This is a genomic window from Streptomyces sp. GDS52 (genome assembly GCF_052246875.1).
Lineage (GTDB): Bacteria > Actinomycetota > Actinomycetes > Streptomycetales > Streptomycetaceae > Streptomyces > Streptomyces cathayae.
In genome coordinates, this window is the sequence record NZ_CM125966.1 from 4,825,076 (window position 1) to 4,838,134 (window position 13,059).

Consider the following 13,059-nt stretch of genomic DNA (forward strand, 5'->3'; position numbering starts at 1 on the left):
TGACCAGGACCGCACCGAGCACCCTGAGCGTTCCGACCGCCCGGACGCGGAGGGCGGATCCCCCGAGGCCCAGGACGCGAAGGGCGGGTACGCGTACCGGGACGACGGGCACGAGGGGCACGAGGGGTACGACGGGTACGGGGACGACACGGGCGACAGGGAGGGCGACGGGAGGCCCTCGAAGGGGCCGGCCTCGCAGGCTCCCTGGGACGACGGGCTGATCGCGCGGCGGGGGAGCAGGGCCGCCGGGACCGGGGCCGCCGGGACCGAGCGGTCCGCCGTGCTGGAGGCCCGTAAGCCCGCACCGCAGACCGTGACCCCCCTGGTGTACGACCCGCCGCTGCTCTCGCGGCTGGACGCGTTGCACGAGCTGGTGGGGCTGTCCCGGGCCCGGCTCGACAGCCGGACGCTGGCCGGGGCGGGCCGGGTCCTCGACGAGGCCACCGTGCGACGCCGGCTCTCCGGACAGCACACCGTGGTCGCCATCGCGGGTGCGACCGGCAGCGGCAAGTCACAGCTGTTCAACACGCTGGCCGGGGTCGCCATCTCGGAGACCGGCGTACGGCGGCCGACCACCGCCGCACCCATCGCGTGCAGTTGGAGCGACGGTGCCGCGAGCCTCATCGAACGGCTCGGCATCCCGCCCCGGTTGCGCCGCCGTCCGCTGCAGGCGATGGCGGACGCGGACGACCGGCTGCGCGGACTCGTCCTCGTCGATCTGCCGGACCACGACTCGGCGGCCGTGCAGCACCGCGAACAGGTGGACCGGGTCCTGGCCATGGTCGACGCGGTCATCTGGGTCGTCGACCCCGAGAAGTACGCCGACGCGATGCTGCACGAGCGCTATCTGCGGCCCATGGCCGCCCACGCGGAGGTCATGTTCGTCGTCCTCAACCAGATCGACCGGCTCCCCGGGGAGGCCGCCGAGCAGGTCCTGGACGATCTGCGGCGCCTGCTCGACGAGGACGGCATCGCCCTGGGCGAGTACGGAGAACCCGGCACGACGGTGCTCGCGCTGTCCGCGCTCACCGGCGACGGGGTCGACGAGCTGCGGGAGGCGCTGGGCCGGTTCGTGGCCGAACGCGGCGCCGCGGGCCGCCGTATCGGCGCGGACGTCGACGTCGCCGCCGCCCGGCTGCGGCCCGTCTACGCCCACCGCCGGTGGGCCGGGCTGAGCGAGGAGGCGCGGGAGGAGTTCTCGGACCGGCTCGCGGACGCCGTGGGCGCCGGCGCGGCGGGCGAGGCGGCCGAACGCGCGTGGCTGCGCAACGCCAACCGGGCGTGCGGCACCCCGTGGCTGCGGCTGTGGCGCTGGTGCCAGGACCGGGGCGGGCCGCCCACCGGGAAGTTCCCGCAGCGGACGCAGCCCGACCAGGAGGTCACGGCCCGGCAGCGGGTGGAGCAGGCGGTGCGCACGGTGTCCGACCGTGCCTCCCAGGGCCTGCCCGCGCCCTGGGCGCAGGCGGTGCGCGAGGCCGCCGTACGGGGCTCCCAGGGGCTGCCCGAGACGCTGGACGCCCTCGCCGTGCGCGCGAGCCTGCCGCCGGGGCGGCCGCCGCGGCCCGGGTGGTGGCCGGTGGCCGTGCTCGCCCAGGCGTCCATGACGATCCTGCAGTTCGTCGGCGGACTGTGGCTGCTGGGCCAGATCATCGGGTTCATGTCGCCGAACCTGGGGGTGCCGGTGCTGCTGATGGTGATCGGCATCGTCGGCGGGCCGCTCATCGAGTGGAGCTGCCGGATGGCCGCCCGCGGTCCGGCCCGGCGGCACGGGCAGGAGGCGGAGAGACGGTTGCGGGAGGCGGCCGCGGGGTGCGGACGGGCTCGCGTCCTGGACCCGGTGACGGCGGAACTGCTGCGGTACCGGGAGGTACGGGAACAGTACGGGCGGGTGGTGGGGGCGGGTGCCGGGGTGAACTGAGGCAGCGGCGCGGGTACCGGCAGAGGTACCGGTACCGGTACCTCTGCCGGTACCCGCGCCGTGACTCGTTCGGGTGGCGGAGTTCTCCACAGCGCGGTGGTGGTCCACAGGCCTCAGCGGGCCCGGCCCGGAGGGTGCAGTCTGACTCGCATCCGTACGGGACGGGCCCGTACGCGTATCCGCCCGGCGCCGGTGCCGGCGTCCGGACGGGGGAGGCAGGCGCGATGAACGAGACGACGATCTGCGCGGTGGGCAATGTGGCGACGCGGCCGGTGTACCGGGAGACGGCGTCCGGGCCGGTGGCGAGGTTCCGGCTGGCGGTCACCTCGCGGTACTGGAACCGGGAGAAGGAGAGCTGGGTGGACGGGCACACCAACTTCTTCACGGTGTGGGCCAACCGGCAGCTCGCCACCAACAGCATGGCCTCGCTGTCGGTGGGCGAACCCGTGCTGGTGCGGGGGCGGCTGAAGGTGCGTACGGAGACCCGTGAGGGGCAGCAGGGCCGGACCTCGGCGGACATCGAGGCGGTGGCGATCGGCCACGACCTGGCCCGGGGCACGTCGGCGTTCCGGCGTTCGGGCCGGCCGGAGCAGCAGGCCTCCCCGGACCGGCCGGAGCCGGCCTGGGAGACGGGAGCGGGCGGCACGGCCGCCTCCGGCGAGGGCGCCGGGACGGCCGAAGTGGCGGGTACGGCCGACGGGTCCGGGACCGTCGTCACCCAACGTGTACCGGAACCGGCCATGGTGACGTGATGTCAGCGGTCGGGCTCCGGTGACGGGGCTGACCGAAGTGCGGCTTATCGGCGATTGGGCGGGAAACGGCCCCGGGATGATTTGTCGACAAGTCCTGTTCGTCCCCGCCTCGGCGATAACGATTGCGAGTCGGATCATGCCTCCGAGCTGATCATCGGCAGGTGCGCTCCGAGGGCGTACTTAGGATGCCGGGCATGGCTCCCGGGGCTCTCGGGGCCGGTGATTCTGCTGGTGGGGCCCGTCCCCCCACGTCTGACGGGTCCCGCTCGGAGGGGAAATCGGTGTTTGCTGCGTTGTCTGTGTTCTCTGCGCGCCCTGTGTTGTCCGCGCCCCGGCGTGCGACGGTGACCCGTCTCGCCGCAGGGACGCTGGTGTCCGGACTCGTCGCCACCGGTGTGCTGGCCGGCGCCGGGACGGCTGCTGCCGCTTCCGGTACTTCCGGCACGGTGCGCGGTGAGGGAGGGGCGGCCGCCACGGGAGAGGGCCTGAAGACGTACGGCGAGGCCGTGATCCGCGGTGCCGCCGGGGACCAGCAGGTGTCGGCAGGGCTGTTCGAGATGTTCGTCGAGGGCGGCGGCATGCTGCAGACGTACGGCGTCGACATCCACACCCCCACGCAGACGGACGCGAAGTACTACGAGACCGCGTGGAGCGGCACCTCGCTGGGCGCCGACGAGGACGCGGGCCGGATCAGCTGGATCCTGCGCAACTCCTACCCCCAGGTGAACGACCTCGCGGCGCTCGCCGACCGGGCGGGCGTCCGGGGCCAGCTCACCGAGCAGGACGCGGCGGCCGGTACGCAGGTGGCGATCTGGCGCTACTCCGACGACGTGGACGTGGAGGCCGTGAACCCCCAGGCGGAGCAGCTCGCGGACTACCTGGAGAAGAGCGCCCGAAGCCAGCGGGAGCCGAGGGCGTCGCTGACCCTGGAGCCGCCGGCCGTCTCCGGCCGTCCGGGTGAACTGCTCGGCCCGGTGACGGTGCGCACGGGCGCGGACAGCGTGACGGTGTCACCGCCGGCGGACGCCGCCACGAGCGGGGTGCGGATCGTCGACCGGGACGGCGAGCCCGTCACCACGGTGGCGGACGGCGGCGAGGTGTTCTTCGAGATACCCGAGGACACGCCGGCGGACACGGTCGAGCTGACCGTGCAGGCCTCGACCACCGTGCCGGTCGGCCGGGCCTTCGCCTCCGACAGCCGCAGCCAGACCCAGATCCTGGCCGGCTCCAGCACCTCGACGGTCTCCGCGACGGCGAGCGCGACCTGGGCGGAGCGGGGCGCGATACCGGCCGTGTCCGCCCGGACGAACTGCGCCGAGGGCGGCGTCGACGTCACCGCCCTCAACCAGGACGACGAGCCCTTCACCCTCGAGCTCGCGGAGCGCGAGTACACCGTCGAGCCGGGTGAGTCCCACACGGTGACGGTCCCGCTGGCCGAGGACCGGGCGTACGACTTCACGGTCCTCGGCTCGGACGGCTTCGAGAAGCGGTTCACCGGCATGCTCGACTGCCGGACCCGGGCCGCCGAGACCGGCGTGGACGTCCAGACCCTCAGCGGGCCCACCCCCACCCCCCTCGGCGGCACGGCCGCCGACGTCAACCTCGCCGCGACCGGCGCCTCCAGCCTCACCCCCTGGATCGTCGGCACCGCCATCACCCTGGTCGTCCTCGGCGGCACGGCCCTGGTCATCACCCGCCAGCGCGAGACAGCCCGGGAGAGCTGAACCGACACGGTGGAGATCGCCCGGACCGCGGTGGGCATCGCCACCGGGACGCGGTCTGCCAGAGTGCGCCACCCGGTGCCGGCAGGTGTTGTGGTGCGCGGGAGGGGGCGGGATGAGCGTGGTGTGGGCGGCGACGTCACCGGAATCGGCGCGGTTCCACCCGGTTGAGAGACGTTCAGAGGTGAAGGATCTGTCAGATCGCTTCAACAGCCTGCGTTCCCGTGGTCAGGGGTACGTCGAGGTTCGGTCGCCGCACAGGGAGTTCCCGGTGCTGATCCTGGCTTTTCGAGATGATCACGCGGTCGTCCATCTGATGAGCGACGCTGAGCGGATGTCTCTGCTCGTGGGAGACGGCACCGTGCCCTCGGGGACCAAGGTCGAAGTCCCGATCATGGACGACCTCGCCGCGGTCGCCGGCGACTTTGTCCTGGGTGCCGAGTGCCGATCGGGCATGGGGCCTGGTGCACCACTTCATCCGGACGGGCCGTGGGAGGTCTGTCCGGTTCCGGGGTTGTTCCGCTGACAGCCGACGGTGACATCAGTGAGGGCGGACAGCCATGACCACCGGCAGCCACGTCCGGCACCTCTGCGTGCGGTGGGCCGCAGCCACGCCGGAGAAGCAGGACGTTGGTCGACAAGACGGCCGCAGGCGACGGTCGCCCAGGGGCAGTCGTGGTTGTGCTGAGGGGCTGCCCGCGAATTCACCAGGAGTGAGATCGCGTTCGACCGCGGCCGAGAAGCTTCCGGATCAGCAGGAACGTGCCCACGGCGATCAGAGCCGCCCCCATGAGGAGCAAGGCCATCCCGACGGCGATCAGGAACGTCCCGATGAGGATCAGGAGTGCTCCCATCAGGACCAAGAGCGTTCCGATGATGAGGAGAAAGATCGCGAGGACGATCACGGTTGCCTCCTGTCCTCCCTCCCGCTCCCACCCCTTCCCCGCTGCCGTGCAAACACTCTGCTTCACGGTCACCAACGGCTTGTCGCAGCCGAGAGGCCATCCCCGGTCCGCTGGTTTTCGATCAGGACCGGTGCCGGGCCGTCTCTGGGTCGTGCGAGGCCGGCCGACGTCGGCCGGCAACGACAGAAGCTCACGGCGTCTGAACCGGTCAGAGCCATGGGCTTCTCCGGTTCTGCCGGTCAGCCGGACCGATGATCAGTAGCCCGGCCACTGAGCGCGGTTGCCGGCGCTTGCCACGCCCATGAGGCTCCACCGGCCTCACGTCTTGGTGCTCTCCCGCGACCGCTGGGTGATCCACACGTAGCCCGCCAGCCCGAGCGAGCCACGCACCATGAAGTCGGCCCACAACTGCATGAGCTCACCGGCATCCTCCCTCCGCAGGACCACCGACAAGGCCAGGGCGGTGAGGACTCCCGCGATCGCCAGGGTCGAAGCGTAGGCGACCAAGCCACCGTGGTGGGGTCCCAGCCTTGTACCCAGGAGCCCGGAGGGGATTTGCACGAGCACGTGGAAGCCCACGCAGTAGAACAGCAACCCGGCGAAGATCACGATCGGGGGGATGTCTGCCGAAGGGGCGTCGGCTGGTGCTGCGCCGTAGGCATCGAGAGCCCAGGCCGGAGGGATCACGTAGGTGAACAGCAGGATCGCGCCACTCAGATGCATGGCGCCGAGGTGACGTGCGGCCCGGCGGAGGAGGCCTTGCGGCAAGACGCTCGGTCCGAGCGGACCAGTCATACCTGTGTTCACGCGACCCCCTGGCCCCTGACAGCGTCCCTCTGTCCCAGCGGCACAGTACAGCCACCGGTCAGGCCGCTTCCACGCTGATCGACCAGCGGCGGTCGTGGTGATCGCCCGCTGAGTCGTCCGAGGCCGTCGAAGACGACCGACGGCGACCGACGGCGACCGACAGTGACGGATGAGCCTCAGGTGCCACCAGCGAAACCACAGGTCAGCGCCCCCTGGTCAGATGGGTTTCCCCCTGGGGGTGGCGGTCGGGCAAGATGGGGTGTATCTGCCCACTGCCTGATTTCAAGCTGCCGGACGGTTTCTCTTGGCTGAGTTCATTTACACCATGCGCAAGGCGCGTAAGGCGCACGGCGACAAGGTGATCCTCGACGACGTCACCCTGAGCTTCCTGCCGGGGGCGAAGATCGGTGTCGTCGGTCCGAACGGTGCCGGTAAGTCGACCGTTCTGAAGATCATGGCGGGGCTGGAGCAGCCGTCCAACGGCGAAGCCTTCCTCACCCCCGGTTACACCGTGGGCATCCTGCTGCAGGAGCCCCCGCTGAACGAGGAGAAGACCGTCCTGGAGAACGTCCAGGAGGGTGTCGCCGAGGTCAAGGGCAAGCTCGACCGGTTCAACGAGATCGCCGAGCAGATGGCGACCGAGTACACCGACGAGCTCATGGACGAGATGGGCAAGCTGCAGGAGCAGCTCGACCACGCAGGCGCCTGGGACCTCGACGCCCAGCTGGAGCAGGCCATGGACGCCCTGGGCTGCCCGCCCGGCGACTGGTCCGTGGCCAACCTCTCCGGTGGTGAGAAGCGCCGCGTCGCGCTCTGCAAGCTGCTGCTCGAGGCGCCCGACCTGCTGCTCCTCGACGAGCCCACCAACCACCTCGACGCCGAGTCGGTGAACTGGCTGGAGCAGCACCTCGCCAAGTACGAGGGCACCGTCGTGGCCGTCACCCACGACCGGTACTTCCTGGACAACGTCGCCGGCTGGATCTGCGAGGTCGACCGCGGCCGGCTGCACGGCTACGAGGGCAACTACTCCAAGTACCTCGAGTCCAAGGCCGCCCGCCTCAAGGTCGAGGGTGCCAAGGACGCCAAGCGGCAGAAGCGCCTCAAGGACGAGCTCGAGTGGGTCCGCTCCAACGCCAAGGGACGTCAGGCCAAGTCCAAGGCCCGCCTGGCCCGGTACGAGGAGATGGCCGCCGAGGCCGACAAGATGCGGAAGCTGGACTTCGAGGAGATCCAGATCCCGCCGGGCCCGCGGCTGGGCAGCATCGTCGTCGAGGTGAACAACCTCAGCAAGGGCTTCGACGACAAGCTGCTGATCGACGACCTCAGCTTCACGCTGCCGCGCAACGGCATCGTCGGCATCATCGGCCCGAACGGCGCCGGCAAGACCACGCTGTTCAAGATGCTCCAGGGCCTCGAGGAGCCCGACTCCGGGTCGATCAAGGTCGGCGACACCGTCAAGATCTCCTACGTGGACCAGAACCGCGCCAACATCGACCCCAAGAAGACGCTCTGGGCGGTCGTGTCGGACGAGCTGGACTACATCAACGTGGGCCAGGTCGAGATGCCCTCGCGGGCGTACGTCTCCGCCTTCGGGTTCAAGGGGCCGGACCAGCAGAAGCCCGCCGGTGTCCTCTCCGGCGGTGAGCGCAACCGGCTGAACCTCGCGCTCACCCTCAAGCAGGGCGGCAACCTGCTGCTCCTCGACGAGCCGACCAACGACCTCGACGTCGAGACCCTCAGCAGCCTGGAGAACGCGCTGCTGGAGTTCCCCGGATGCGCCGTGGTCATCTCCCACGACCGGTGGTTCCTGGACCGTGTCGCCACGCACATCCTCGCCTACGAGGGCGAGTCCAAGTGGTTCTGGTTCGAGGGCAACTTCGAGTCGTACGAGAAGAACAAGGTCGAGCGGCTCGGACCGGACGCCACGCGTCCGCACCGCGCCACCTACAAGAAGCTGACCCGGGGCTGATCTCTTGCGGCACATCTACCGCTGCCCGCTGCGCTGGGCGGACATGGACGCGTACGGCCACGTCAACAACGTGGTGTTCCTCCGCTACCTGGAGGAAGCGCGTATCGACTTCCTGTTCCGCCCGGAGAAGGACTTCCAGCAGGGGTCCGTGGTGGCGCGCCACGAGATCGACTACAAGCGGCAGCTCGTCCACCGGCACACGCCCGTGGACATCGAGCTGTGGGTCACGGAGATCCGGGCGGCGTCCTTCACCCTCACCTACGAGGTGAAGGACGGCGACCAGATCTACGTCCGGGCCTCCACGGTGATCGTGCCGTTCGACTTCGAGGCCCAGCGTCCGCGCCGTATCACCGCGGAGGAGAAGGAGTTCCTCCTGGAGTACACGGACGGCGGGGGCGGTGAGGGCGACGGGGACGCCGACGCCGATCAGGAGGAGGCCGTCGCGGCATGACGGCGCTCCACCTCGCCGACGGGAGGGAGGCCGCGGATCTCGCGGCCTTCCTCTCCCGGCTGCTCCACTACGACCGTGCGGCCGCCGTGCGCCTTCAGGCGTCGGGCACCGCACTGGCCGTGTTCGGCCGCCCTCCCTCCTTCGAGGTGCTGGCGATCCGCTCCGTGCGGCTGGCCAAGCCGTACGAGGACGGTCTCGAGGTCACCCTGGACGTGACCGTGTCCGCCGGTGAGCTGCTGGAATCGGTGGACGAGACGGCCGGCACCGCCGCGGTGCCGGCCGCGGTGACCGGGCCGCCGTGGGCCGGTGTGCTGCCCCCGCGCGGGGGCTGGCGGGCCGAACCGGGGCTGCCCGCACCGGACGCCCTGCGCGCGCTGGTCGCCGCCGCGGTCACCGAGTTCCGGACGCGGACCGAGGCGCTGACCGCCGAGTCGCGCACCCGGGCCGAACTCGACCGGATCGGGCGGGAGATCTGGTCCCGCACGGTCGGCCGGAGCGACCTCCCGGTGCGGGCCGTGCACGCGGCCCAGTCACTGGGCTTCCTCCGGCCCCTCGGACCCGTCGACACGGACGGCGAGCCCGTGCTGCTCGCCTCCGGTGCCTGGCTCCGGCTGCGGACGCCGTACGGGTCCGTCGCCCTGCGGCGCGCGGGGCTCGGGGCGCTCGGTCTCAGCGTGCGCTGAGGCAGCCCCCGCCGCCCTCCCCAGGCTCCTCAGTCCTCCTCAGGCCTCGGTGCGCTCACTGTCGTCCGGGCGGACGGCTATGTGGTCCGGTTCCAGTTCCAGGGCGACGCGGTCGCGCATGCCCAGGGTCCGGGTGTAGTCGGCGGGGAGCTGGAGGCGGCCGGCCCGGTCGAGCATGGCGTACTCGCGGGCGACGACGGTCTCGTGACCGGTGGCGGCGTCGACCTCGCTGCGGCGCAGGACCTCGGTGGAGGTGCGGCCGTCGCGGATGGCGACCGTGCGGCGGACCTCGCCGGCCACCGCCTGGTCGTGGGTGACGATCACGATGGTCGTGCCGAGCCGCTCGTTCGCGGTGCGGAACGCGGCGAAGATCTGTTCCGCGGTGTGCGAGTCCAGTTCGCCGGTCGGCTCGTCGGCGAGCAGCACCGACGGATCGTTGGCGAGGGCCACGGCGATGGCGACGCGCTGCTGCTGGCCGCCGGACATCTGGTGCGGATGCCGGTCGCGGCAGTCGGCGACCTCCAGCAACTCCAGCAGTTCCAGGACGCGTTCGGCGCGGGCCCGGCGGGCGGAGCGCCCCCGGGCGGCGGCGCGCAGACGCATCGGCAGGGCGACGTTCTGCGCCGAGGTCAGATACGGCAGCAGGTTGCGGGAGGTCTGCTGCCAGACGAAGCCGACGACCTCGCGACGGTAGGCGAGACGGTCCTTCGCGGTCATCGCGAGCAGGTCGCGGCCCGCGACCCGGGCCGCGCCGGCGGTGGGGGTGTCCAGACCGGCCAGGATGTTCATCAGGGTCGACTTGCCGCTGCCGGACGCGCCCACGAGAGCCATCAGCTCGCCCTCGCGCACCAGGAGGTCGAGGCCCTGCAGGGCCTGCACCTCCACGCCGTCCGCGGTGAAGACCCGGACCAGACGGTCGCAGGTGATGAGCGCGTCATGGCCGAAGGCGGGACGCTCGCGGTCGGCGGCGACCCGGTGGGCGAGCTCGGCCAGCGTGGGATCCGTGGGACCCGTGGGATCCGTCGGCGTCGGGGTCGTCGGGGGCATCGTGCAGCACCTCCTGGAAGGGGACCGGCAGGGGCCGGGTTCGGCGGGAGCGGGTCCGTACGGTCAACGGGCGTCACCCGCCCGCAGTTCGCGCACCGCGTCCCGGCGGCCCGTCCACCAGGCCTGTACCGCCGCGATCCCGACGGTGAGCACGACCACCGCCAGAGCGGGCACCAGCAGCGACACCGGGTCGGTGAGCAGGGTGGCCCGGCCCGCCGGGGACCTGGTCGCCGGGAGGGCGACGGCCGTCAGGTCGATGCCGGGGGCGAGCAGCCGGATCGTCGCCCACGCCGTGAGGGTGCCGCCGGCCGCCGCGAGCAGGGCCTGCGGCAGGGACTCCAGGACGAGCAGGCGGCGGCCCTGGGCGCGGGTGAGGCCCATGGTGCGCAGGCGGGCCAGGAGCGCGGCCCGTTCGGGGGCGGCCCGCACCAGGGTCAGCAGCAGGGCGAGCACGGCGTACCCGGCGCCCGCCGCCACCGCCGCGGTGTAGACGCGTTCGGCGCCGGACTGGAGGGGCGAGTCGACGTATCCGGCGCGTTCCTCGGCGCGCACCCGGACCGACGTCCCGCCACCGTCCGCCGCCCGGCGCAGCGCGGCCCCGTCCACCCGGTCGCCGGTCACCAGCAGCGCGGTCGGGCGGGCGGCGCGGTCCGAGAGCGCGGACCGGTCCACCACCAGGAACTTTTCGCCGACGACGGCCGGGGTCCGCTCCCGCACCCGTACGATCCGCACGGTGATCGAGCTGCCGTCCTCCATGCGCACCGCGAAGGGCCGGGTGCCGTGGCGGTCGGCGACCCCGGGGGAGGCCACGGCGGGCAGGGTGTCCGACCCGCCCGGCGCCAGGACGTTCCGGTCGAAGGCGCCGATGCCGGTGTGCCGGGTGAGGGCCGCGTAGCCGGCCGGGTCGACGCCGGCCACCGGGACCGTGTCCTCGGGGGACCGGGCGTGGTCGGCGACGCTGACGGCGGTGACCTCCCGGACGCCGGGTGCCCGGCGGACCCGGTCGGGAAGGCCGGCGGGCAGGACGTGGAGCGCGTTCACGCGGGCGTCGGCGCCGACCGTGAGCAGGGCCGCCCGGTCCCGGGCGTCGGCCACGCCGCCGATCACGGAACCACCGAAGGCGGCCGTGGTCAGCGCGGTGAGCAGGGCCAGCAGGGGCAGCACCGCGGAACCGGCGGCACGGCCCGCGCGGGCCAGGGCCAGCGGGCCGACCACACCCCGCAGCCGTGCCGCCGGGCGGGCCAGCCCGCGCAGGGGCAGCGGGTACAGCCGCACCAGCACCAGCGCGGCGATCACGCCCACCAGCACCGGGGCCAGGGACACCAGGTGGTCCCCGGAGGCGTCCGGCCCGCCCGACGTGCCGCGGGTGCGCAGCGCCACGACCGCGCCCACCGCCAGGGCGAGCAGGGTGAGTTCGGCGACCGTGCGGCGCGGTGCGGGGCGGGCCGCGACGACGTCCCGGCGCCCGGTGTGCGCGCGGACGGCGCGGTGCGCGACGAGGGCCCGCAGGGGCAGGACCAGGCAGGCGAGGAGCGCGACGGCGCCGGCGGCGGCCACGGAGTACACCGGCCGTGCCTCGCGGACCGTGAGCCAGGCCGCGGCCAGTCCGAGGGCGGCCGCGGGCACGGCGACCACCGCGGTCTCCGCCAGCAGCCGGCCGGTGACGCCGGGCAGGGAGCCGCCGCGGGCGCGCAGCAGGGTGAGTTCGCCGCCGCGCCGGTCGGCGGCGAGGCCGCCCGCCATGAGCAGGACGACGGCGGCGACCGTGCCGGTGCCGAAGGCGGCGACGGAGACCAGCGGGCCGATGGCGGCGCGCAGCCCGGCGTGGCCGGTGAGCACGTCGTCCAGTTCGCTGTGCGCCCTGAGGTCGAGTGCGGTGGCCTCCCGCATCCGCTGGAGGACCGGACCGGACTCCACGGCCGCGACGGCGGACGTCAGCCGGGGCATGTCGTAGCCGTGCAGGTCGGGGACGGACGGGGCGAGCCCCCAGTACCGCACGGGCTTCCCGGCCGTGCTCAGCAGGGCGGGGGCCGCGTCCGGCGGCAGCAGCAGCGCACCCATCCAGTACTGCCGGACGTCGGGGTCGCCGGGGAGGATCGTCAGGCCCGGGGTGCGCATCAGGGGGTCGGTCGACCAGTACGCGCCCTCGGGGTCGAGCGGTGCGACGATGCCGGTGATCCGTACTTCGAGGGGAACGCGCGCCACACCGGGGAACGCCAGGACGGAGCCCACCTCGATGTTCAGGTCCCCTGCCGTGTCGGTGGTGACGGCGCCCTCGATCCGGGTGGTCGCCGCGGTCACGGTGTCCGGGACCTTCGGCAGCCGGCCCGCGCGCAGCCGGGAGTGGTCGGCGAGCCCGTCCTGCGCGAGGAGGTGGAGCTGCGCGGGCAGCCCGTCCGGCCGGGGCAGCCAGGGTTCGGACATCTTCTGGGCCTCGGAGGTGCGCACACCGGAGGAGGACCGGTGCGGGTCGAGGGGCAGGGACCGTCCGGCCAGGGCGAGCAGCTCGGACCGGTGGGCGCGGAGCACGTCCCCGCGCACGGCCGCCTCCTGCTCCTCCCGGGACAGGCCCGGGTCGGGCAAGGAAGCCGCCAGCTGCACGCCGGTGCTGTCCGGTCCGGCCGTCTCGAGGGCCCGGTGCAGGCCCGCGTCGCCGTACCGGTCGACCGCGCGCGGCAGCACGGCGGCCAGGAACGCGGTCACGGCCACCAGCAGCGCCAGCGCGAGCGCGGCCCCGGGCGCGGCCCGCAGGCGGGTGCGTACCCAGGGGGCGGCCACGCACGGCCTCGGGGACCGGACGGTCACC

The 13,059-nt window shown here is 72.9% G+C and carries 11 protein-coding genes; 7 read left to right on the top strand and 4 right to left on the bottom strand.

All coding sequences use genetic code 11. The annotated features are described in order from the left end of the window. The first annotated feature begins 217 nt into the window (after window positions 1–217). The 4 genes from ACTWJ9_RS22025 (at window position 218) to ACTWJ9_RS22040 (ending at window position 4,917) form a co-directional block, all read left to right on the top strand. Complete coding sequence (locus ACTWJ9_RS22025; RefSeq protein WP_443295912.1) at window positions 218–1,918, top strand: YfjP family GTPase; 1,701 nt, start codon at window positions 218–220, stop codon at window positions 1,916–1,918. A gap of 224 nt (window positions 1,919–2,142) precedes the next feature. Then, complete coding sequence (locus tag ACTWJ9_RS22030; RefSeq protein WP_279335975.1) at window positions 2,143–2,670, top strand: single-stranded DNA-binding protein; 528 nt, start codon at window positions 2,143–2,145, stop codon at window positions 2,668–2,670. A 299-nt stretch (window positions 2,671–2,969) separates the two neighbouring features. Beyond that, window positions 2,970–4,394 (top strand): TQXA domain-containing protein, encoded by a 1,425-nt coding sequence (locus ACTWJ9_RS22035; protein WP_387038754.1) that lies wholly within the window; start codon window positions 2,970–2,972, stop codon window positions 4,392–4,394. 112 nt (window positions 4,395–4,506) lie between these two features. Then, complete coding sequence (locus ACTWJ9_RS22040; RefSeq protein ID WP_443294664.1) at window positions 4,507–4,917, top strand: hypothetical protein; 411 nt, start codon at window positions 4,507–4,509, stop codon at window positions 4,915–4,917. Between the two features lie 178 nt (window positions 4,918–5,095). Here the strand turns inward: ACTWJ9_RS22040 and ACTWJ9_RS22045 are convergent, their stop codons facing one another. Both ACTWJ9_RS22045 and ACTWJ9_RS22050 read right to left on the bottom strand, forming a co-directional pair. Next, complete coding sequence (locus ACTWJ9_RS22045; RefSeq protein WP_387038749.1) at window positions 5,096–5,296, bottom strand: hypothetical protein; 201 nt, start codon at window positions 5,294–5,296, stop codon at window positions 5,096–5,098. Window positions 5,297–5,614: 318 nt separating this feature from the next. Then, window positions 5,615–6,019, bottom strand: a complete 405-nt coding sequence (locus ACTWJ9_RS22050) for a hypothetical protein (protein WP_387038747.1) — start codon at window positions 6,017–6,019, stop codon at window positions 5,615–5,617. Window positions 6,020–6,407: 388 nt separating this feature from the next. Between ACTWJ9_RS22050 and ettA the strand changes: the two genes are divergently transcribed. From ettA to ACTWJ9_RS22065, 3 genes are read left to right on the top strand one after another with little or no spacing between them, the layout of a single operon-like run. After that, window positions 6,408–8,072, top strand: coding sequence for an energy-dependent translational throttle protein EttA (ettA, locus tag ACTWJ9_RS22055; protein WP_443294665.1), 1,665 nt, complete (start codon window positions 6,408–6,410; stop codon window positions 8,070–8,072). A gap of 4 nt (window positions 8,073–8,076) precedes the next feature. After that, the gene (locus tag ACTWJ9_RS22060) at window positions 8,077–8,523 is read left to right on the top strand and encodes an acyl-CoA thioesterase (RefSeq protein WP_279335982.1); all 447 of its coding nucleotides are present in this window, start codon (window positions 8,077–8,079) and stop codon (window positions 8,521–8,523) included. Continuing rightward, complete coding sequence (locus ACTWJ9_RS22065) at window positions 8,520–9,206, top strand: hypothetical protein (RefSeq protein WP_387038743.1); 687 nt, start codon at window positions 8,520–8,522, stop codon at window positions 9,204–9,206. Before ACTWJ9_RS22060 ends, ACTWJ9_RS22065 begins: the two co-directional genes overlap by 4 nt. A gap of 39 nt (window positions 9,207–9,245) precedes the next feature. Here the strand turns inward: ACTWJ9_RS22065 and ACTWJ9_RS22070 are convergent, their stop codons facing one another. Further along, complete coding sequence (locus tag ACTWJ9_RS22070) at window positions 9,246–10,253, bottom strand: ABC transporter ATP-binding protein (protein ID WP_279335984.1); 1,008 nt, start codon at window positions 10,251–10,253, stop codon at window positions 9,246–9,248. Window positions 10,254–10,316: 63 nt separating this feature from the next. After that, window positions 10,317–13,058 (bottom strand): FtsX-like permease family protein, encoded by a 2,742-nt coding sequence (locus tag ACTWJ9_RS22075; RefSeq protein WP_443294666.1) that lies wholly within the window; start codon window positions 13,056–13,058, stop codon window positions 10,317–10,319. Between the last annotated feature and the right edge of the window lies 1 nt (window position 13,059).